Source organism: Streptomyces sp. NBC_01176, assembly GCF_045039825.1.
Classification (GTDB): domain Bacteria; phylum Actinomycetota; class Actinomycetes; order Streptomycetales; family Streptomycetaceae; genus Streptomyces.
Window position 1 is genome coordinate 8754964 of the sequence record NZ_CP108600.1, and the last position, 20470, is coordinate 8775433.

A 20470-nucleotide genomic window follows, 5' to 3' on the forward strand; every position below is an offset into this window, starting at 1 on the left:
GATCAGGCTCCCTGCTGGGGGTAGGCACGGTCGAGCGCGACGTTCAGCTCGACGACATCGACGCCGGGCTCGCCGAGCACGCCGAGCGTGCGGCCGGTGGTGTACTTCTCGATCAACTCGCGTACGTCGGCCACGTCCGCGCCGCGCTCGCGGGCGACGCGGGGCGCCTGGAGCTTCGCGTACGCGGGGCTGATGTGCGGGTCGAGCCCGCTGCCGCTCGCGGTCACCGCGTCGGCGGGGACGACCGGGTCGGCCGGCGCGTCGCCGCGTACGGGGACGGTCACGGCGCGGCTGTAGTCCGCGCCGGGCTCGGCGCAGACGACGTCGACTCCCTTGTAGGAGCTGAGGAACGGCCTGGCCGGACACGCCTGGTCGAGACTGACGACCCTGGTGACCCGGCCGTGCGTACCGCCCTCGTGGAAGACGCCGAGGACCGCTCCCACGCCGTCCGGTGTGCAGAACGGGCGGGAGCCGTCGACGCCTTCGAGCTCGCCGACCGCCTTGCTGCGCCCGCATACCAGGGTGAGCAGGCTCGGCTTGTCCGCCGTGTCGACGACGGACTCGGGACCCTGGTTCCCGGCTCCGGACGCGGTGGCGTCGTACCCCGTACCGGCGTTGGACGGCCGGGACTGGAAGTACCGCTTCAGCGGGTTGCCCTTGGCGTCCGTGAACGACTGGCCGATCAGGGAGGATCCGGCGTCCGTGCCGTCGGCGGCGGTGACCTCGGACCTGCCGTCCAGGCCGGGGACTTGGGCGAAGGCCGTCATGGCCAGTGGATAGGCCAGTCCGGTCAGGAGGGTCAGTACGAGGACCACCCGGAGCGCCGCGAGGTGCTGGGCGAGCCAGTGCGGGATGCGTGTCATGGTCAGATCCCCGGGATGAACTGGACGAGGGCGAAGTCGATGAACTTGATGGCGAGGAAGGGCGCGACGACGCCGCCGAGCCCGTAGATCCACAGGTTGCGGGTGAGCAGCGCGGAGGCGGACGACGGCCGGTAGCGCACACCGCGCAGGGCGAGCGGGATGAGCGCCACGATGACCACCGCGTTGAAGACGACCGCGGAGAGGATCGCGGACAGCGGTGAGTGCAGGGCCATGATGTTGAGCCGGTCGAGCCCCGGATACACGGCGGCGAACATCGCGGGCAGGATCGCGAAGTACTTGGCGATGTCGTTGGCGATCGAGAACGTCGTCAGCGCACCCCGGGTGATGAGGAGTTGCTTGCCGATCTCGACGATCTCGATGATCTTCGTGGGGTCCGAGTCGAGGTCGACCATGTTGCCGGCCTCCTTGGCGGCCGACGTACCCGTGTTCATCGCCACGCCCACGTCCGCCTGCGCGAGAGCCGGGGCGTCGTTCGTACCGTCGCCCGTCATCGCGATGAGGTGACCGCCGGCCTGCTCCCGTTTGATGAGTTCCAGCTTGTCCTCCGGCGTGGCCTCGGCCAGGAAGTCGTCGACGCCCGCCTCCTCGGCGATCGCCTTCGCGGTCACCGGGTTGTCGCCGGTGATCATCACCGTACGGATGCCCATCCGGCGCAGCTCGTCGAAGCGTTCCCGCAGACCCGGCTTGACGACGTCCTTGAGGTGGACGACGCCGAGCACCTCGGCCCGGCCGTCGCTCGTGGACCGCGCCACGGCCAGGGGTGTACCGCCCGACGCGGAGACCTGGTCCACGATCGCCCCCAGCGCGAGCGGGACCTCGCCGCCCCGCTCGCGCACCCAGGCCGAGACGGAAGCCGCGGCGCCCTTGCGCAACCGCTGCCCGTCGGGAAGGTCGACTCCGGACATGCGGGTGGCGGCGGTGAACGGCACCCACTCGGCGCCGTTCGCGACCTGCTGGGTCAACTCGTGCTTCTGGTGGGCGAACTCGACGATGGAACGGCCCTCAGGCGTCTCGTCCGCCAGGCTGGAAAGAAGGGCGGCCCGCGCCAGCCGCTCCATCGGGACGTCCCCGACCGGGAGGAACGCGCTCGCCCGCCGGTTGCCGAAGGTGATCGTGCCCGTCTTGTCGAGCAGCAGGGTGTTGACGTCACCGGCGGCCTCGACGGCCCTTCCGGACATGGCCAGTACGTTCCGCTGCACCAGCCGGTCCATGCCCGCGATACCGATCGCCGAGAGCAGCGCGCCGATCGTGGTCGGGATCAGACAGACGAGCAGCGAGACGAGGACGATGGCGGTGACACCGTTCGCGTTCAGCGCCGCGGTGTCGTGCGCGGCGGCCATCGCGTCTTTGGAGAAGATCGCCATCGGCTGGAGGGTCACGACCGCGACCAGGAAGACGAAGGTCAGCATGACCAGCAGCAGGTTGAGCGCCAGCTCGTTGGGTGTCTTCTGCCGGTCGGCCCCCTCGACCAGGCTGATCATCCGGTCCAGGAAGCTCGCCCCGGGCTCCTGGGTGACGCGTACGACGAGGTGGTCGGAGAGCACCCGGGTGCCTCCGGTGACCGCGCTGCGGTCGCCGCCCGACTCACGGATGACGGGCGCCGACTCACCGGTGATCGCCGACTCGTCGACGCTCGCCGCGCCCTCGATGACATCGCCGTCTCCGGGGATGAACTCCCCGGCCGGTACGGACACGATGTCGCCGCGCCTCAACTCCGAGGCGGCGACGGCCTCTTCGAGGTAGGCGTCCTTGGCGGCCCCGGGCTCCCAGCCCGCGAGCCGCCACGCGGTGGTCTGCTGCCGGGTCCGGCGCAGCGAGTCGGCCTGCGCCTTGCCACGGCTCTCGGCCACGGCCTCGGCGAGGTTGGCGAAGATCACCGTCAGCCACAACCAGCCGGTGATCAGCCAGGCGAAGAGACCGGGGTGGACCACTGCGATGCCCGTGGTCAGCGCGGCACCGACCTCGGTCACGAACATGACCGGATTACGGAACAGGGTCACCGGATTCAGTTTGGTGAACGCCTGCGGGAGGGCGCGCCACAGCTGCGTCGGATCGAGCATTCCGGCGCCGACCCGTCGCGGCGGCTTCTCGGTTCCGGGCGGAGGGGAGTCCGGCACCGGTGCGGGCAGGGTCGGGGCGGGGGCGGACATCAGAACTTCTCCGGCTTGATCAGCGCGATGATCAGGTAGGCGAGCAGGGCGACGGCCACGATCAGGCCGACGGTGTTCTCCACGGTCATCGAGACCTCGTTCCCATGGGCAGGGGGTGGTTGGGGAGTGAGACGGGGGTGACGCGGGGGTGACGCGGGGGATCTTCATGACATGCGGGCACGCGGCGGCGGCCCCCCGTGCCTGTTACGGCACGAGTGGTTGCCACCGCGGGCCGTCGCGGGGCGGGAGCCGCCGGCGCAGGACCGGAGCGGCCCCGGGACTACATCCCGATGTCCCGGCGGCTCATGTCGTCCAGTGACTCGCGGCGCACCAGGACACGGGCGGCACCGTCGGACACCGCCACCACCGGGGGCCGGCCGACCAGGTTGTAGCCGGAGGCCATGGAGAGGTGGTACGCACCGGCCGCGGGGACGGCGAGGAGGTCGCCGGGGTGCACGTCGCCCGGGAGCGCCACGTCCTCCGCGAGGACGTCACCCGCCTCGCAGTGCCGGCCCACGACGGTGACGAGACGGGGCGGCACCGCCGAGGGCCGGCCGACGAGCCGGGGCGCGTACCGCACCCCGTAGAGCGCGGGCCTCGGGTTGTCGCTCATGCCGCCGTCCACGGCCACGAAGGTGTGCTCCCCGGTGCGCTTGACCGAGAGGACCCGGTAGACGGCGACTCCCGCGGGACCGATGATCGCCCGGCCGGGTTCGAGGGTGAGCCTGGGCACGGAAAGTCCGGCTCGGGCGCAGGCGTCCTCGAGTTCGGCGCGGACCCGACCGGCCAGGACTCCGACGTTCAGGTTCTCCTCGCCGGGTCGGTAGGCGATGGCGTGACCGCCGCCGATGTCCAACTGGGGGAGAGCGACGCCGTGCTGGTCGCGGATCCGGGCCATCAGCCCGACCACGCGGCGCACCGCGCTGACGTACGGCTGGACGGAGGTGATCTGCGAGCCGATGTGGCAGTGCAGGCCGACGAGTTCGAGCTGAGGCTGGTCGAGTATCCGGGCGACGGCGTGCTCCGCGGACCCGTCGGTGATCGAGAGGCCGAACTTCTGATCGTCGGTGCCGGTGCGTATCTTGGCGTGTCCGCCCGCCGCGATGCCGGGCACCACCCGCACCATGACCTTCTGACGGCTGTCGGGGGGAGTGACCGCGGCCAACCGGGCGATCTCGGAGTCGCTGTCCACGACGATGCGGCCGACGCCGAGCCCGAGCGCCGTGCGCAGGTCCTCGGGGCTCTTGGCGTTGCCGTGCATCACGATCTTCTCCGGCGGGAAGCCGGTGCTCACGGCGAGTTCGAGTTCCCCGGCGGAGCAGACGTCGAGGCCGAGGCCCTCCTCCCGCACCCAGCGCACCACGGCGCGGGACAGGAACGCCTTGGCCGCGTAGACGACGTCGGCCTCGGGGAACGCCGTGCGGTAGGTGCGGCAGCGTTCGCGGACCTCCTGCTCGTCGAGGACGTAGACGGGGGTGCCGAAGCGGTCGGCGGTCTCCGTGAGGGAAACGCCGCCGACACGGACGTCGCCTTCGGCGGCGGAGCGGGCGGAGCGGGGCCACACGGACAGGCCGTCGGCATCCCTGGCGTCGGCGCCGGTGTCGGCGGAGGTGCCGGCGGTGCCGAGGACGCGGGGCGATGCCTGAAAGGCCAAGTCCTGAAGGGGGGCGTCCTGGATGGACATGGTGTCTCCTCAGCCGATCAGCAGGTTCAGGCACGCGACGACGGCGGCCGCGCCGGTCACCCGCAGGGCGCCGACGTGTTCGGGATGCCAGCGACGCCAGGAGTTCTCCCGCTCGCGGACCGTGGCCGCGGCGCGGTCGACCGCGGGGGCGGAGAACGACGGGTCGACGACGAGGGCCGTGACGCCCAGGGGCGCGGCGAGCGCGCGCAGCGCGGGTTCGGAGAGCTTGATGTGGGGGTGGTCGGCGCCCAGCGTGGCGGTGAGCTTCGCGGCCGAGGTGAAACCGACGGCCGTACGGCCGCCCAGGGGGGTGCGGAAGAACCGGGCCGTGCAGCCCGCGGACCCCGGCCGGACAGGAACGATGAGAAGTCCGGCCGGGAAGCGTTCGGAGGGTTCGGGGTCCTCGGCATGCTCGACTGGAGACATGGTGCTGCTCCTCGAAGAAGGCGACGTGCGTCGTCCGGTCGGATCGGCCGGACGCTTCGACGAAGCTATGCCCCGCCGACCTGGGCCGGGGCCCGGCGCTGACGGATGCTTGACGGGAAGCGGCGTACCCATGACGCGTCACTGACGGTCGCGGGGACGCTCGGTCGGCGGGGGACGGAGTTGCCATGGCTTGTTTTCACCCCGGCGCCGGAGCGTGCCGCACTGACCCGGACCCGGAGGCCGGGCCCCCCGGGCCGCCGCCGTCGCCCGGGTTCAGCTGCGCAGCGAGGACAGCGCGGCGCCCACTCGTGCGGATGCCTCCGGCGGCGTCGAGGCGTGTGGGGAGAGCCTGAGCGAGTCGACGCGCACCGTCGGAGTGACCCCCTCGGCGTGCAGCGACTTCGCGACGACGGAGGGGTCGTGGTCCGGCATCGTGAAGGAGAGGATGCCCGCGCGCCGCGCCGGGTCGGTGGGGGAGAGGATGCGGCCGCCACGCTCCTTGACGACCTCGGTGAGTTCGTCGATGCGGACGGCGATGGCGGCCTCGATCGCCGCGACGGTGTGCCGCTCGACGAGGTCCAGTGCGGCCGCGAGCGCGGCGGCCGTCACCGGGCTGAGATTGGTGATCGACCATCGCTGCGCGTCCGGGGCGGGCGGGTGCTCCGTTCCGTCGAAGAGGCCGACGTCCTCGACGCCCGTCCAGCCGGTGAGGACCGGCTCCAGGGATTCCAGCGCGCGATCGGAGAGCGCGGCGAAGCCGGTGGCCCATCCCGCGCGCAGCCATTTCTGACCGCCCGCGACCACCACGTCGGCGGCGTCCCAGGCCATCCGGGCCACGCCGAACGCCTGGATGGCGTCCACGATCAGCAGTCGGTCCGGTCCGATCGCCTCGCGCAGCGCCGCCAGGTCGGTACGGAAGCCGGTGCGGAAGTCCACGGCGCTGACGGACACGGCGACGACGTCGTCGGTCAGCGCGGCGCGGACCAGGTCGGGCGTGACCCCGCCACCGGGCGCCGGTGTGAGCCAGCGCGGTACGGCCCGGCCCAGATCCGCGGCGCGGCGCCACGGATAGTGGTTGGCGGGGAAGTCGGTGCGCGGCGCGAGGACCACGCCCTCCGGGATGCCGAGAGCGGCATGGAACATGCCGGTGGACGCGTTCGGCAGCAGCACCGTGTGGCCGCTGTCGGTGCCGGCGAGGCGGGCGGCCGTGTCCCGTGCGGTCGTCTCCGCGCGCATCAGGCCGTCCACGGTGGTGTGGTCGGCGCGGGCGGACTCCTCCATGGCTCGCGCGGTGGCGGCCACCGCGTCCCGCGACGGCGGACCGAACCGCGCGAAGTCGAGGTACCCGGCGGGCGTGTCGAAATGGGCTGCGTACGACGTGAGCACGGGGCTCGTCCTTCCCGGAGGCTGTGGTGCGGGTGGTGCGGGTGGTGCGGTGGGGTGCGTCAGGTGCGTCGGGTGGGGAGTGCCGTGTGGCGCGCCGCGTGAGGGGTGCCGTGCGCGTCTGGTGGACCGGCGTCCCGCCGTCCACCGCCGCGGGCCCGTCCCACCTGCCCGAACGGTACGTGTTTCGCGCCGCGCGGACCGGTCCGGGGTGCCGGTCCCCTTCGTCGGCGCGTGCCACCGTGTCTCCCCCCTCGGGCTCGCGGCCGATCGAGTGGACCGTGTCCGCAACAGCGCGGGCCCCGACCCGCTCTGCCCGCCTCGCGGTGGGCGGACCGCGCTCGACGCGGACGGAGACAGGGCGGGCGGGCACCTCCCCAGGGGTGCCCGCCCGTTCCGTCCGCCGATTCCGGTGCGGCCGCGGGTCAGTGCCCGGCGGATTCCTCGGGGCGCGCGTGGCGCGGCAGGAGGAACGCGAGCAGGAAGGTCAGGGCGAGCATGCCGTCGACGATCCAGAGCAACGTCTTCATGACGGAGCCGAATCCGCTCCGGAAGGCCGACGACGCGGTCGCCTCCAGCACGGCGGGTATCCGGGCGCCGGCCTGGGGCGAGGTCAGGGCGGAGCGGGTGTCCTTCTCCAGGCGTGCGCAGGACGCCGGAGTCGCGGCGGGGTCCTTGGCCACGGCTCGGTCCGAGGCACACTCACGCAGGTCCGCCACGACACGGTCCTGAGCCGCGGGTGCGACGTACGCGGCGGCCAACTGCCCCCGCAGACCCTCCGAGCGGTGGTCGACGGCGGTGGCGATCCCGCCGCCCAGCAGACCGAAGAAGACGGTGCCGAGGATGGCCACGCCGAAGGCGCCGCCGAGCTGCTGGACCGCGGTCATCGTGCCGGACGCCGAACCCGTCTCGTGCTGCTCGACGCTGGCGAGCACGATGTCGAAGAACGGTGCCATGAGCAGGCCCATCCCGATACCGGTGACGAGCAGCGACGGCAGGAGCTGCCAGGGGCCGACGCCGGCCCCCACCTGGTCGAGGGTCAGCCATACGCCGAACACGCCGACCGCCATGACCAGCGCGCCCGCCTGGAGCACGGTCCGCCCGAACCGCGCGACACCCTGGGCGAGCCCGAAGCCGACGATCATGCCGGCCGACCACGGCACCATCACCAGTCCCGCCTTGAGCGGCGAATAGCCGAGGCCGATCTGGGTGTAGAGGTTGAAGACCAGCATGAACCCCTGCATGGTCGAGAAGAACACCAGCCCGAGGACCATGCCGCCGCTGAACCCACGCTTGCGGAAGAGGCTGGGGACGACCAACGGGTCCTGGCCGGCCTTGCTGCGGCGGGACTCGTACGTGCCGAAGGCGATGAAGACGACCACCGAGGCGCCCATCATCAGGAACGCCCATACGGGCCAGTCGTACTCGCGGCCCTGCACGAGCGGGAAGATGATGAGCAGGGCGGCCAGCGAGACCAGGAGCATGCCGGGGACGTCGAGGCGCGGCTTGCTGCCGGACCGGCCCCTCGGCAGGTAGCGCACGGCGCCGAGGATGGCCGCGCCGCCCAGCGGCAGGTTGATCAGGAAGATCATCCGCCAGCCGGTGCCGAAGTAGTCGGCGTCCACGAGCCAGCCCGCCAGGATCGGACCGCACACCGCGGACAGGCCCATGACCGGGCCGAACATGCCGAAGGCCTTCTGCGACTCCTTCGGCGGGAACATCTCCTTGATCATGCCGAGGCCCTGCGGCAGCATCACCGCGCCGAACAGCCCCTGTACGACGCGTGCGCCTATCAGCATCTCGGGCGACACGGACACGGCACACAGCAACGAACCCAGGGTGAAGCCGGCGGCCCCCACGAGGAACATCCGGCGGCGCCCGTGGATGTCCCCGAGCCGCCCTCCGGTGACGAGCCCGACGGCCATCGAGAGGGTGTACGCGGCGGCGAGCCACTGCAGGGTGGAGGCGCCGCCGCCGAGGTCGGCGCGCATGGAGGGGCCGGCGATGTTCGTGACGACGGCGTCGAGAAGATCCATCACCTCGGCCGCGAGGATCACGAAGAGAGCGGCCCAGCGCCACCGGTAGGGCGCTGGTGAGTCGATGGGCGTCTCGGTGGACGCGACACCGGTGGTGGACATCGGAACTCCTCACGGAAGGGTCGCGCCACGGTGACGACTCGCGGGCGCGGTGGCGCGGACGGATGCGACTGCCCGACTTGCCGGTAGGGCCCGGAGAGACGGACGACCGGACTCGGAGAACGGTGTTCACTCTAACAGAACAGCGCTCACCGAGAGAACGGCGTTCATTAAGATATAGCGCAACTTCGCGGAGCAGACAAGATATATCGCGTTTGATCGAGGTGAACGCCGCTCACCGCAGGAGAACGCTGCTCTCCCGTGCCTAGACTGACGTCATGACCGACGCGGCCCCCGGCACCCCCGCACCTCCTCCGCCGTCCCCCTGGGAGCGCGAGCGGCCCGCCCGCGCCCGCGTCGCCCCCACACGCACGCCGCTGTCGCGCGAACGCATCGTGGAGGCCGCCTTCACCGTGCTGGACCGCCAGGGGCTCGACCGTCTGTCGATGCGTCAGGTGGCGGCGGAACTGGGTGTCACGGTCTCCGCGCTCTACGCCTACGTCAGCTCCAAGGACGACCTCCTGGAGCTCATGTACACCCGGCTCTTCGACGGCTTCGAACCGCCCGCGGCCGACCCGGCGCGGTGGCAGGAGGCGGTGCGGGACTATGCCCGCTCCGGGCGTCGGCGCCTGCTGTCCCACCGGGACATGGCCAGGATCTCCATGGCCCACGTGCCCTTCACCGCCGAACTGCTGCCGCACGTCGAGGCGTTGCTCGCCGTCTTCCGCACCGCCGGACTGCCCGACCGCATCGCGGCGGAGGCCGGTGACCTCATCTCCACCTACATCGACGGGTTCGCCCTGGAGGAGGGCATGTGGCGGGACCGGGCCGCTCAGCAGAGCGGCGAGGGTTCCTCGCCGGCCCGCCCCGACTGGCGCGAGATGGCCGACGAGATGCAGGACTACTTCGCCTCCCTGCCGGCGGCGGACTTCCCTCATCTGCGCGCCCTGGCCGGGATGATGGTGACGGACTCCTCCGACGAGCGCTTCGACATCGGACTGGAGATCATCCTGCGCGGCTTGGCGAGCTACCTGCCCGACCCGGCGGCCCGTGGGGGCGCGGACGCCTCCCGGACCCCGGACGCCGGCTGATCCACGGCACCTCCCGCTGATCCACAACACCTCCGGCATCCCTGCGGGGGCGCGCTCGAGGCCGGCGGCGGGTGGCGGGTCGCGACGGCTGTCGCGGTGTGCCGCAGGTCGTCTCCGCGGAGCGTACGAGGGGGAGTTCGCGTTCGGCCGTCCCCGCGGACGGTCGCTCCAGTGACGTCGGGGCAGCGGGTGACGGCTTGGGCGCAGCGGGACCGTGACGTCGTCGGCGCGGTCCGTCCCGGCGTCGTCGGGGGGACTCCCGTGCGGCTCCGGAAGGGGGCATGATGGGTCATCGGTACCGGTCAGGCGACGCTATGCTGTCGTCAAAAGTGAATCATTTACCGTTCAAATACGTAGAGCGGATGTCGCTCCGTCCTACCCGTCACTCGCTGTCCGGTCACATCCGCGCAGTGGTGCGTTCCGGTGGCACCGCGGCAGCGGCATGTCGTCAACCCTGGAAGGAAGTGCCGTGGCGCCGGTGCTTGTTGGACACGAAGGCTTGTTGGCCGGAGAACGGATACCGGTCATCGGCACCCGGGTCACCTTCGGACGCAACCCCGATAACACCGTCGTCATCTCCAGCCTGAGCGTCTCACGCTTCCACGCGGAAATCGTCCTCGACGAGACCCAGGGCTACGTGCTGCGTGACTGCGGCAGCAGCAACGGAACGCTGGTGAACGGCGAGGAGATCGAGTCCCAACTGCTCAAACCCGGGGACGACATCACCATCGGCGACCAGGAGTTCCGGTTCGAGGTTCCGGACGCCATGGAGACGATCATGGCGCTCTCGCTGCCCAGGTCCCTGACGCTCGGCGGTGAGGAGCTCGCGCGTGGGCCGGTGCTGCGGGTCACCGTCGCGGGCGGCGGCCCCGTCGGCCTCTCGCTCGCCCTGCTGCTGGAGCACTTCCTCGGCGCCCAGGCGCAGATCACCGTGTACGACGGCCGGTGGCGCAAACAGGGCCGCAAGATCGTCTGGAAGGACGCGAGCCAGGGCAACATTCGGCGCCAGCAGGTGGTGACCGTGCAGAGCCGCCAGTACCTCGGCCTGCCCCAGGAAGTGCGCGACCGGCTCTTCGACGCGGACAACTACACCGAGATGTGGCCCTCAGGACCCGACTCGGTCGGCGATCACCACCCGCGCAACATGCGCATCGCCTACATCGAGGACCGCCTGCTGGAGGTGGCCAACGAGAAGAAGGGCCGGATCCAACTCGTTCCGGCACGGTTCAGCATCGAGGAGCAGCAGGACGCTCTGGCCACACAGCACGTCCTCGCGATCTGCGACGGCGGGCGGTCGCGCACCCGTGAGCACTTCGCCGCCAAGTTCGGCAAGGCGGACGAGTCCATCTACTCACTGGACGGCCGTCATCTGCAGGACGTGGTACTCGGCCTGCGCGTGAAGTCGGGCCTGACCGATCCCATGGCGGTGCTGCTGACCGTCGCGCAGAACCGGTTCCTGCTCAACTCCCTGCGCGGCGAGGGCTTCCTCAACATGCGCCTGACGGACGCGGAGACGGCGGAGGTGGTCGGCATCGACCCCGTGCGCCGCGTCTTCGAGGAGTGCATCGCCTCCCGCCCGTGCCTGATGGGGCGCGACGAGCACGGCGACTTCCAGTGCTCCACGCACAGCACCCTGTTCCTGCCGGCCCTGATCAGGGGCTCGGCGCTGTGGAAGCGGGTGCACGAGGGGCTGCGCCTGTTCGGCGTCGAGGCGGACGACCTGAGCGCGGTCACCTCCTTCCGCCTGGACATGGTGCAACGACCGCGTTTCACCGCCGAGTTGCTGCCGCCCACGGCCAACTCCACCGGCACGTACGGCTTCCTGCTGGGTGACGCCGCCAATGCCATCCACTTCTGGCCGGGACGGGGGCTCAACAGCGGCCTCGCGTCCGCGATCTCGCTCGCACGATCCCTCAACGGAGCCTGGAACGGGAAGCCCTTCCGGGACGCGGACTTCCTGCGCCACGAGGCCGCCATGTCGATGCTCCAGTACCGCCACAAGAGCCGTGCGTGGAAGGCGATGGTGACCACCGACGACCAGGGGGCCACCTGGGCGATCAAGGACATCATCGCGCACGGCATCGACGGGATCGCCGACGAGCCGGACCGCGAGGCGGACACCGCGACGCTGCTGGAGCGGATGCGGGGGATCCGTTCCCGGCTGGCGGTACGCATGTCCGGTATGCCGGACGACGAGGCGATCCTGGAGCGGTTGGGGACCTTGCAGAGCAGCACGCTGCGCATGCTGGTGCTCAGCGGTGCCTGGGACACGCTCACGATGGGCGGCGAGGAGGTCGACATCGACATCTTCTACGGTCAGGACTCCGCCGCGGCCGCCGCCGCCGTCGAGGCCCTGGAGCCGGTCGCCCAGGTCTGAGGACCTTTGGAGCCGTAAGGACCGTCGGTACGCGCGCCATTGCGGCGACCGACGGTCCGCACCCCAGCCTCGTCCCGCCCTCCGGAGTCTCCGGAACGTCCGGAGCCTCCTCGGATCGGGCGGTCTCGGAGCGGGCGTTCTCGCAGGATCGGCTTCGGACGGCGGGACGGCGGGACGTCGGGACGGCGGGACGTCGGGACGGCACGGCGGCCGGCGAAGCCCCTGCTAGGCCGGATGCCCGGTCCGGATGCGGCCGTCGTCCGGACCGCCACAGAATCCTGATCATGTGGAGATCCTCTGGGACCCGGCACTCCCGGCACTCCCACCGAGCCGTGCGACGTCGCGGTTCGCGGCAACCCGGCGGTTCACGGCGGGCCATGGCCGCGACCGTCGCCTGCGGTGTCCTCCTGACTGCCATGACGGCCTGCGGTGCCATCACCAAGGGGACGAGCTCCGGCGGGGCGGCGGAGACCGACGGCCCACCGGCGTCCGCGCGGCCCCGCCCGGCACCCGCCCCCCGCCCGGCGTCCGTCTCCCGCGTCCCCGGCATCGGGGACATGATGTGGGAGCAGGTACCCGCCGCCACCCGTCAGGTGGTGGCCGTCTACGGCGATCACGAGGACTCGCCCGACGCCCTCGTCGTGCTCTACGAGCGGCGCGGCGCGAACTGGGAACGGACCGCCGACTGGCGCGCGCACAACGGCAGGCTGGGCTGGACGACCGACCACCACATGGACGACGAGCGCAGCCCGGTCGGCGTCTTCACCCTCTCCGACGCGGGCGGGACGCTCGACGACCCGGGGAGCCTGCTGCGTTACCGGCAGGACGCCCACGCCTTCGCGTCCCCGACGGACGCGGACGAATCCCACCAGCACGACTTCGACTACGTCATCGCCATCGACTACAACCGGCTCCGGGGCACCCCGCCGTACGACTGGAGCCGGCCGCTGGGCGAGGACAAGGGCGGCGGCATCTGGCTGCACCTGGACCACGGTGACGGCACGTCGGGCTGCGTCACCCTCCCCGAGTCCGGGATGAGGACCCTGCTGCGCACCCTCGATCCCCTGCGTCGTCCCGTCGTGGTGATGGGAGACCGGGAGTACTTGCGGCGCTGAGGCCGAGGGGGGTCACGTCGGGTGCGAAGGACACCGCGCCCGCCTCACGGCAGCAGGCGTTGTTCCTTCGCCACCGCCACCGCGCCGGCCCGCGTGTCGACACCCAGCTTGTCGTAGATCCGGCCCAGGTGGGTCTTCACCGTCGCCTCGCTGATGTGCAGCGCCCTGGCGATCTCCCGGTTGCCGAGGCCCTGGGCGAGCTGCGCGAGGATGTCGCGCTCACGGTCGGTGAGCGTGGGGCGCGGGCTGCGCAGGTTGGCCATCACCCGGCTGGCGACGGGCGCCGAGAGCGTCGTACGGCCCTGGGCGGCGGCGTGGATCGCGGCGAACAGTTCCTCCGGACGTTCGGCCTTCAGCAGATAGCCCGTCGCCCCGGCCCCGATGGCGCGGGTGACGTCGGCGTCGGTGTCGTACGTCGTGAGGACGAGCACGCGCGGGCCCCCGCCGGGAGCGGCGGTGAGACGGCGGGTGGTCTCCACGCCGTCGATCCCGCCACCCAGCTGAAGGTCCATCAGGACCACGTCCGGCCCGAGTCTCGCGCTCAGGGCGAGCGCCTCCTCCCCCGTACCGGCCTCGCCGACGACCTCGATGCCGGAGGCGCTGTCGAGCAGGGCGAGCAGGCCTGCCCGTACGACGGCGTGGTCGTCGCACAGCAGGATGCGGACGGCACCGGTCGCATCGGTCGCACCGTTCATCGGGGCGGCTCCAGAGGGATCGTGGCGGACAGGACGGCGCCTTCTCCCGGCGCGGACTCGATGGCCAGGGTGCCGCCGAGTCCGCGCGTTCGCGCCCGCATCGCGGGCACGCCGTGGCCACGGAGACCGGACGGGGACGCGGGCAGGCCCTCGGGTGCGAAGCCGCGGCCGTCGTCGGCGACGTCGAGGACGACCTGGTCGTCCAGGAGCGTGAGGGTGAGCGTGACCGTACGGGCTCCGGAGGGCTCCCGTACGTTGGCCAGCGCGCCCTGGGCGATACGCAGCAGGGCGGAACGGACCCGCGCCGGCAGCCGGGGCGCGCGGCCGCCCTCGTCGTCGACGTGGACACGTACGGTGAGCCGCTCGCCGGACTCACGCGCGGCCAGGGTGCGCAGCGCCTCGTCGAGGCCGTCCCCGCGGGCCAGGTCGGCCGGAGCCAGGTCGCGCACGAAGCGGCGGGCCTCGTCGAGACTGTGCTCGGTGACGGACTCGGCGGTCCGCACATGGGCGCGCGCCTTGGCCGGGTCGGACACCCAGACGCGGTCGGCGGCCTGGAGCAGCATCTGTTGGCTCGACAGTCCCTGGGCGAGCGTGTCGTGGATCTCCATCGACAGACGCTGCCGCTCGGCGAGGGTGCCTTCGCGGCGTTCCGACGCGGCCAGTTCACGGCGGGTGCGGACCAGGTCGTCGATGAGGGCCCGCTGGCGTGCGGCCTGCCGTTCCGTCTGGAGGAAGACGGCCGTGGCGATCGCGGCGACGGCGGGTGGGGCGAGCAGCAGGTTGGGGTCGAAACCGCCGGCGAGGCGGAGCTGCGCGGCCACGACGAACACCGTCAGGACCATGACCAGGACGAGTGCGGCGCGGGTCGGCAGGATGCGCAGTCCCGTGTAGAAGAGCGGCACGGCGCACCAGGCGAAGCTGGGCGCGAGCAGCACCAGGACCATCCACACCACGACGACCACGGCGAGCCGGCCCAGTCCCGGCCCGGTGGGCCGTCCGCGCCCGTCGGCAGGCGCCGCTTTCCGGGGTGGGACGGCGTGCAGGAGCGCCAGGAGCACGGAGAGCGTGATGATCCACGGCGTGCGGGCCTCGCCGGGATGGTGCAGCAGGAAGCGCGCCAGGGCGCCGCCGAGCAGGAGGAAGAACGCCGTGTGCAGCACGGCGCCGAGCAGACGCCTGTCCGCGGCGTGCGGGGGGACCGTACGGGGGCCCGTGCCGCCGCTCCGGTTCACGTCCGTGCCACGCACCTCGTCCACGTCCGTGCGGCGCACCTCGTTCACGTCCGTGCCGCGCACCTCGCCCGTGTTCGTGCCGCGCCGCCGGTGCACCTCCGAGGCGTCCCCGTCGTACGGGCGGTCCGTGCCCGTGTCCATCGCGTTCACCTCCGCCACCGCTGCCGGTCCGCCCGGACCTCTCCCATTGTCGCCAGTCCCGCAGCGCCCGGGGTCATCCGATCGGTTGACCCCGTCGTCGGCCGGTCGGCGGCCCGTGACCAGCCGGAACGCCGACCGTGGCGGCCCCCGCGCGACACCAGGCTGGAGAGCGGAAGAAGCGAACCGCCCTCCCCGATCAGGAGTCGACCTCATGAAGAAGCTCTCCCGCCGTGCCCGCATGGCCACCTGTGGCGCCGCGGTCGTCGCCGTCGCCGGCGGCACGTTCGGTGCCGTGTCCGCGAACGCCTCGGCGCCCGCCTCCGCCGGGGCGGCTCGCTCGGCGGACGTGAGGAGCACCGCCGTCACCACGTCCAGCCACCTCACGGTCGACGCCGCCGTCAAGGCCGCGCGGGCCGCCCTCGACGCGGCCGAGCGGGAGGGCCAGCGGGTCACCGTGGCGGTCGTCGACCGTGCCGGCAACACCGTCGTCACCCTCCGCGGCGACGGCGCGGGCCCGCAGTCGTACGAGTCCGCGCAGCGCAAGGCGTACACGGCCGTCTCCTGGAACGCGCCCACCTCCGAGCTCGCCGGGCGACTGGCCCAGGTACCGCACCTGAAGGACATCCCGGGCACGCTGTTCCTCGCGGGCGGCGTGCCCGTCGACGTCAAGGGAGCCCCGGTGGCCGGGATCGGCGTCGCGGGCGCTCCCACCGGTGACCTGGACGAGAGGTTCGCCGCCGCGGGCGTGACGGCGCTGAGCCGCTGACCGCGCGGAGGGTCGAGGTGTGAGGAGGCGTGGTTCCGCGGCAGGGGGAACCACGCCTCCGGCCCGCTCCGGCCCGGCGGCCCCGGCGGCCGCGGTGCGAGGATGGAACGGTTCACCTTGGCGTCAGCGGATGTGGGGGTAGGGACCGTGCTGGACGATCAGTCGGCAGAGGCCGCGGCAGGACAGGAGGGCGGGGTCCTCGGCACCTCGGCACCACCCGTGGAAGCCACCGGAAAGGACTCCGCCGGAAAGGACTCCGCCGGGAAGGAGCCCGCGGGGAGCGAATCCGCCGGCAGGCGTTCCGCCGCGACCTGGCGCCGGCTGTTCGGCGGGCTCGTCGTCCTCGCCGTGCTGGTGTCCCTGTTCTTCCTGCCGTGGTGGGTGCTGCTGGCCTCGGGCACGGGGTGGCCGTTCCCGGTCGTGCTGGGCGGCGGCGTCCTGTTCGGGGCCGCGCTGGTCGCGTTCCCGGTGATGATGGCCCTGGGCCACGGCCGCCGGCAGTCGGACCCGGCGGCCCGTACGGGCGACACGATCCTCGGTGTGATCTGGGTGTTCTTCGCGTGGTCGGCCCTCGGAGGCGTGCTGCGGCTCGGCCTGAGCGCCGCCGGTGTCGGCGGGCAGAGCGTGGCCAGAAGCGTGGCGGTTGCCGTCGCGGTCGTCGCGGCGGTGCTGCTGGCCTGGGGCTACACCGAGGCCATGCGGCTGCCCCGGGTCCGGCAGGTCGACGTCACCCTCCCGCGGCTGGGCCCGGGGCTGGACGGGACCCGTGTGGTCGTCCTGGCCGACACCCACTACGGGCCCATCGACCGGGCCCGCTGGTCGGCGCGGGTCGTGGACGCGGTCAACGCCCTCGAACCCGACGTCGTCTGCCACGCGGGCGACATCGCCGACGGCTCGATCGCCAAGCGCCGGGAGCAGGCCGCGCCCCTGGGGAGGGTCCGTTCGCGCCTGGCCAGGGTCTATGTCACGGGCAACCACGAGTACCTCGGGGAGGCCCAGGGCTGGCTCGACGAGATGGCCCGGCTCGGCTGGGAGTCGCTGCACAACCGTCATGTCGTCGTCGAGCGCGGCGGCGACCGACTCGTCCTCGCGGGTGTGGACGACCGTACGGCCGCCTCGTCCGGCTTGGCCGGGCACCGCGCCGACCTCCCCCGCGCCCTCGCGGACGTCACGACCGAACTGCCGGTTCTCCTGGTCGCCCACCAGCCCAAGCAGGTGGCCCAGGCGGTGGCGGCCGGGGTCGACCTCCAGGTCTCGGGCCACACCCACGGCGGGCAGATCTGGCCGTTCCACTATCTGGTGCGACTGGACCAGCCCGTGGTGCAGGGCCTCAGCCGGCACGGTGAACGGACCCAGCTCTACACCAGCCGTGGTGCGGGCTACTGGGGTCCGCCGTTCCGGATCTTCGCACCGAGCGAGATCAGTCTGCTCGTCCTCCGGTCGCCGGGGTGAGCTGACGGTCCGCCGCGGGTCGCACGCGACCCGCGGCGGATCGGGCCCTCCGTCCGGCGCGATCGCGCCGGACGGAGGGCCCGAGGGTGCCGCGCGGTTACTTCCCCCGGCCCGGCTTGGGGTGATAGGCCGTCCGGCCGCAGTTGTTCACGTCGATCCGGACGACCTGGGGGTCGTGGTCGCTCGCCTGATCGGCGAACTCCGCGTTGATGTGGACGACGTCGTAGTCGTAGTGGGTGATGGAGGGGCTGGTCAGGATGTGGTCGAGGGTCTGGCTGTTGCCGTCGAAGACGTAGCTGTAACGCTCCTTCACCGGAAGGGTGTTGATGAGGTCCGTGAGGACGTCGCCGTTGTCGGTGAGGGTCTTGACCGCGTCGGAGAACTCGTAGTCGTTGAGGTCGCCGAGGGCCACGATCCGCGCCTTGGGGTCGGCGGCGAGGACGGAGTCGACGAAGGCGTTCTCCTCCGCGGCCTGGAGCCTCCGCTGGGTCTCCGAGGAGCGGGTCGGCTCCTGGAACCGGCCGTGCATCGGGTCGTCGCCGCCCTTGGAGTTGAAGTGGTTCGCGATGACGAACACCGTGTCGCCCTGGAACCTGAACTCGCCGACGAGAGGCTTGCGGCTGTTGGCCCACGCGTCACTCGTGGGGTCGATGCGGCCCGGTGAGGCGGAGAGACGGACCTCGTGCTTCCTCCTGTCCCTGACCACGGAGACGGCGGTGGTGGAGGCGTCACCGGCGGACGGGCGGTCGACGAAGGAGACCCGCTTGGGGTTGAAGAGGAACACCTGGCGGATGTTGCCGCCGGGCTCGCCGCCGTCCTGGTCGTTGACCGGGTTGACGTAGCGCCAGGAGTATTTCGGGCCGCCCGCCGCGGTGATGGCGGCGGTGAACCTGGTCAGCGTGGCCTCGGCGGAGACGGTGCCGTCGTCGGTGGCGCCGTTGTCGTCCTGGATCTCCTCCAGGGTGACGATGTCGGGGGAGGAGAGGTTGGTGACGATGCCCTTGGCGAGGCGGGCGAACTTGTCGGCGCCGTCCGTCGGGTCGAGGTTCTCGACGTTGTAGGTGGCGAGGGCGAGTTCCTTGCCCTTCTGCCTGCGTGTCACCTCCTGCTTGAGACCGTTGTCCACGGCCCTGCCGGTGGTGGCGGCGGAGGGGGCGAGCAGATAGCCGCCGAAGGAGGCGTAGTCGACCGGGCCGGTGGTGGTGCCGGACAGCTCGTCGCCGACGTTGAGGGTCGGGGTGGAACCGTCGGCCGCGACGATCTCGATGCGGCCGGTGTTCTGCTGGTCGTAGGCGCCGTAGAGGGTGCCGCCACGCTTGGTGGGTCGCTCGTGGGGCTTGGCGGTCACGAACATCTCGCCGTACGAGTTGGTCGCGCCGGTCACCCGGGCGTCGCGGACCGAGGCGCGCATTCCTTCGATGGACTCGTAGAAGTCCTGGGAGTAGACGCTCGGTTGGAGGGGGAGGCCCTCGATGCTGCCACCGTTCGCGGTGGGGGTGTACGCGCCCGGGACGGTCGAGTCGTTCAGGGCGACCGCGTCCGGGAGGGCGTTGCCGGTGGAGACGGTGGTGGAGACCGGGCTGCCGAGCTCGGTGACCGACTGGGTGCCGGTGCCCGGGTAGTACTCCGTGACCTTGCCGCTGACCAGGACCGCGTCGCCCACGGAGACGGTGGGCGCGGTGGAGCCGGTGTAGACGAACAGGCCCTCGCTGGTGGCGGGGTCGGTGTCCGGGGTCGGGTCCTGGATCCAGTAGCCCTTGCTGCCCGTGGTGCGGACGGCGGTGACGATGCCGGGGACGCCCACCACACTCTGGCCCTTGAGCGGCGAGAGGCGGGTGGTGCCCTGGATGTCGTGGATCCGGAAGGCCCCCGGAGTGGTGGGCCCGCCGGGACCGCCACCGGTGCCGCCGCCGTTCGCGGTCTCGCCCGCGCTGTTGGTGGCGGTGGGTGTACCGGCGGTGAAGTCGGCGGAGTTGTCGTCGGTGTCCGCGAGAGAGGCCGTGCGGGACACGGAGGTGGTGTTGCTCGCGACCGGCGCGGCGGTGCCCTCGCGGACGACGGCGGTGCCGTAGCCGAGGAGGTCCACGACGGCGGGGTCGCCGGCACAGTCGGCGGCCGTCTTGCAGGTCAGTGCCGTGGTCGACCTGACCAGGGCGACCGTGCCACTGGCCGCGGCCATCGCGATGTTGCCGCCGGCGTCGGCGGTCGGCAGCGCGGTGCTGCCACCGCTGCCCGCGCCCTCGGTGACCAGGTAGTCGCCGCCGGGGGCGAGCGCGCCGGTGAGGGGAGTGACCTGCCAGAGGGAGCCGGCGGACGGGGAGGCCGGGAGGTACTGGACGCTGTACCCGTCGAGCGGGTACGCGGTCGTCGAGCGGTTGGCCAGCTCGACGAAGTCGTTCGTGAGCGTGGCGCCGGAGTTGCCGCCGCCGCCGTACGCCTCCGAGATCACGACACTCGTGGACGGCGTGGCAAAGGCGGCGGGCAGCGGCGCCATGACGACGGCCGCCGTGGCGGTCGCGGCCACGAACGCGGCGCCGGCTACGCGCACTGCGCTGGGTCTGTGCATCGGCACGGGGGTGACTCCTTCAACGTCCGCCGGACGAACGGCGCGTGAGGTGCGGTCGGACAGGCTCGGACCTTGCGATCGGCTGAGGTTACGCGCGTAGAAATGGGCGTATCAAGGGGTGTGTCGTTAAATCTGTGGGTCCAGTGGCTGACTTTCCGTCTCGCGTCGCACCCGGGTGGCCGTTGAGGACTGGGTACCGCGGGGGAGTTGTCGTGCCTCACCGCCGACCGGCCCGGCGTGGGGGCGCAGTTGTGTGCGGGAGGGCGCTGCTGTCCGGGACGGGCGGACTTTCCACGTCCGCCCGTGACCGCCATGGCTGAGCCGTGAGGGCGGATGGCGCGATCGGGTCCGGGTCAAGCCCGACGACGGATGT

15 protein-coding genes are annotated in these 20470 nt (G+C 71.9%); 5 read left to right on the top strand and 10 right to left on the bottom strand.

Features of this window, described 5'->3' with window-relative positions; translation table 11 throughout:
- Positions 1-2 precede the first annotated feature (2 nt).
- From OG199_RS38085 to OG199_RS38115, 7 genes are all read right to left on the bottom strand, one after another.
- The gene (locus tag OG199_RS38085) at positions 3-863 is read right to left on the bottom strand and encodes a potassium-transporting ATPase subunit C (RefSeq protein ID WP_405833414.1); all 861 of its coding nucleotides are present in this window, start codon (positions 861-863) and stop codon (positions 3-5) included.
- A gap of 2 nt (positions 864-865) precedes the next feature.
- Positions 866-3034 carry a potassium-transporting ATPase subunit KdpB gene (kdpB, locus tag OG199_RS38090; protein WP_405833416.1) on the bottom strand — a complete coding sequence of 723 codons (2169 nt, stop codon included), beginning with the start codon at positions 3032-3034 and terminating at the stop codon, positions 866-868.
- Entirely contained in the window at positions 3034-3123 is a 90-nt protein-coding gene (gene kdpF / locus OG199_RS38095; protein WP_266696761.1) for a K(+)-transporting ATPase subunit F, read from the bottom strand. The genes kdpB and kdpF overlap by 1 nt, the downstream gene beginning before the upstream one ends.
- Positions 3124-3314: 191 nt before the next feature.
- Positions 3315-4718 (bottom strand): diaminopimelate decarboxylase, encoded by a 1404-nt coding sequence (gene lysA / locus OG199_RS38100; RefSeq protein WP_405833419.1) that lies wholly within the window; start codon positions 4716-4718, stop codon positions 3315-3317.
- Between the two features lie 9 nt (positions 4719-4727).
- Positions 4728-5144 (bottom strand): SAV_915 family protein, encoded by a 417-nt coding sequence (locus OG199_RS38105; RefSeq protein WP_356800114.1) that lies wholly within the window; start codon positions 5142-5144, stop codon positions 4728-4730.
- A gap of 273 nt (positions 5145-5417) precedes the next feature.
- Entirely contained in the window at positions 5418-6530 is a 1113-nt protein-coding gene (locus tag OG199_RS38110) for an aminotransferase class V-fold PLP-dependent enzyme (RefSeq protein ID WP_356800106.1), read from the bottom strand.
- Positions 6531-6952: 422 nt separating this feature from the next.
- Positions 6953-8665 (bottom strand): MFS transporter, encoded by a 1713-nt coding sequence (locus OG199_RS38115; protein WP_405833421.1) that lies wholly within the window; start codon positions 8663-8665, stop codon positions 6953-6955.
- A 275-nt stretch (positions 8666-8940) separates the two neighbouring features.
- Between OG199_RS38115 and OG199_RS38120 the strand changes: the two genes are divergently transcribed.
- The 3 genes from OG199_RS38120 (at position 8941) to OG199_RS38130 (ending at position 13245) form a co-directional block, all read left to right on the top strand.
- On the top strand, positions 8941-9753 hold the full coding sequence (locus OG199_RS38120; protein WP_401802144.1) for a TetR/AcrR family transcriptional regulator: 813 nt from the start codon (positions 8941-8943) through the stop codon (positions 9751-9753).
- 502 nt (positions 9754-10255) lie between these two features.
- Positions 10256-12130: an FHA domain-containing protein gene (locus OG199_RS38125; RefSeq protein ID WP_401802146.1), complete on the top strand. Its 1875-nt coding sequence runs from the start codon at positions 10256-10258 to the stop codon at positions 12128-12130.
- Between the two features lie 377 nt (positions 12131-12507).
- On the top strand, positions 12508-13245 hold the full coding sequence (locus OG199_RS38130) for a L,D-transpeptidase family protein (RefSeq protein WP_405833424.1): 738 nt from the start codon (positions 12508-12510) through the stop codon (positions 13243-13245).
- Positions 13246-13289: 44 nt separating this feature from the next.
- Here the strand turns inward: OG199_RS38130 and OG199_RS38135 are convergent, their stop codons facing one another.
- Positions 13290-13940: a response regulator transcription factor gene (locus OG199_RS38135; protein ID WP_356800097.1), complete on the bottom strand. Its 651-nt coding sequence runs from the start codon at positions 13938-13940 to the stop codon at positions 13290-13292.
- Positions 13937-15313: a sensor histidine kinase gene (locus OG199_RS38140; RefSeq protein WP_405833427.1), complete on the bottom strand. Its 1377-nt coding sequence runs from the start codon at positions 15311-15313 to the stop codon at positions 13937-13939. Before OG199_RS38140 ends, OG199_RS38135 begins: the two co-directional genes overlap by 4 nt.
- A 211-nt stretch (positions 15314-15524) precedes the next feature.
- Between OG199_RS38140 and OG199_RS38145 the strand changes: the two genes are divergently transcribed.
- Complete coding sequence (locus tag OG199_RS38145; RefSeq protein ID WP_356800093.1) at positions 15525-16079, top strand: heme-binding protein; 555 nt, start codon at positions 15525-15527, stop codon at positions 16077-16079.
- A 321-nt stretch (positions 16080-16400) separates the two neighbouring features.
- Positions 16401-17531: a metallophosphoesterase gene (locus OG199_RS38150; RefSeq protein WP_356800152.1), complete on the top strand. Its 1131-nt coding sequence runs from the start codon at positions 16401-16403 to the stop codon at positions 17529-17531.
- A 97-nt stretch (positions 17532-17628) separates the two neighbouring features.
- On the opposite strand, the gene OG199_RS38155 is transcribed toward OG199_RS38150, so the two are convergent.
- A complete protein-coding gene (locus OG199_RS38155; RefSeq protein ID WP_405834797.1) occupies positions 17629-20097 on the bottom strand; it encodes a lamin tail domain-containing protein in 2469 nt (822 codons plus the stop codon).
- Positions 20098-20470: the final 373 nt, after the last annotated feature.

Excerpts from the sequence above, each read along its gene's own strand:
- OG199_RS38130 (WP_405833424.1), top strand. The coding sequence starts at position 12,508 with ATGGCCGCGACCGTCGCCTGCGGTGTCCTCCTGACTGCCATGACGGCC.
- OG199_RS38145 (WP_356800093.1), top strand. The coding sequence starts at position 15,525 with ATGAAGAAGCTCTCCCGCCGTGCCCGCATGGCCACCTGTGGCGCCGCG.
- OG199_RS38120 (WP_401802144.1), top strand. The coding sequence starts at position 8,941 with ATGACCGACGCGGCCCCCGGCACCCCCGCACCTCCTCCGCCGTCCCCC.
- OG199_RS38105 (WP_356800114.1), bottom strand. The coding sequence starts at position 5,144 with ATGTCTCCAGTCGAGCATGCCGAGGACCCCGAACCCTCCGAACGCTTC.
- OG199_RS38140 (WP_405833427.1), bottom strand. The coding sequence starts at position 15,313 with ATGGACACGGGCACGGACCGCCCGTACGACGGGGACGCCTCGGAGGTG.
- OG199_RS38115 (WP_405833421.1), bottom strand. The coding sequence starts at position 8,665 with ATGTCCACCACCGGTGTCGCGTCCACCGAGACGCCCATCGACTCACCA.
- kdpF (WP_266696761.1), bottom strand. The coding sequence starts at position 3,123 with ATGACCGTGGAGAACACCGTCGGCCTGATCGTGGCCGTCGCCCTGCTC.
- OG199_RS38155 (WP_405834797.1), bottom strand. The coding sequence starts at position 20,097 with ATGCACAGACCCAGCGCAGTGCGCGTAGCCGGCGCCGCGTTCGTGGCC.
- OG199_RS38135 (WP_356800097.1), bottom strand. The coding sequence starts at position 13,940 with ATGAACGGTGCGACCGATGCGACCGGTGCCGTCCGCATCCTGCTGTGC.
- kdpB (WP_405833416.1), bottom strand. The coding sequence starts at position 3,034 with ATGTCCGCCCCCGCCCCGACCCTGCCCGCACCGGTGCCGGACTCCCCT.
- lysA (WP_405833419.1), bottom strand. The coding sequence starts at position 4,718 with ATGTCCATCCAGGACGCCCCCCTTCAGGACTTGGCCTTTCAGGCATCG.
- OG199_RS38085 (WP_405833414.1), bottom strand. The coding sequence starts at position 863 with ATGACACGCATCCCGCACTGGCTCGCCCAGCACCTCGCGGCGCTCCGG.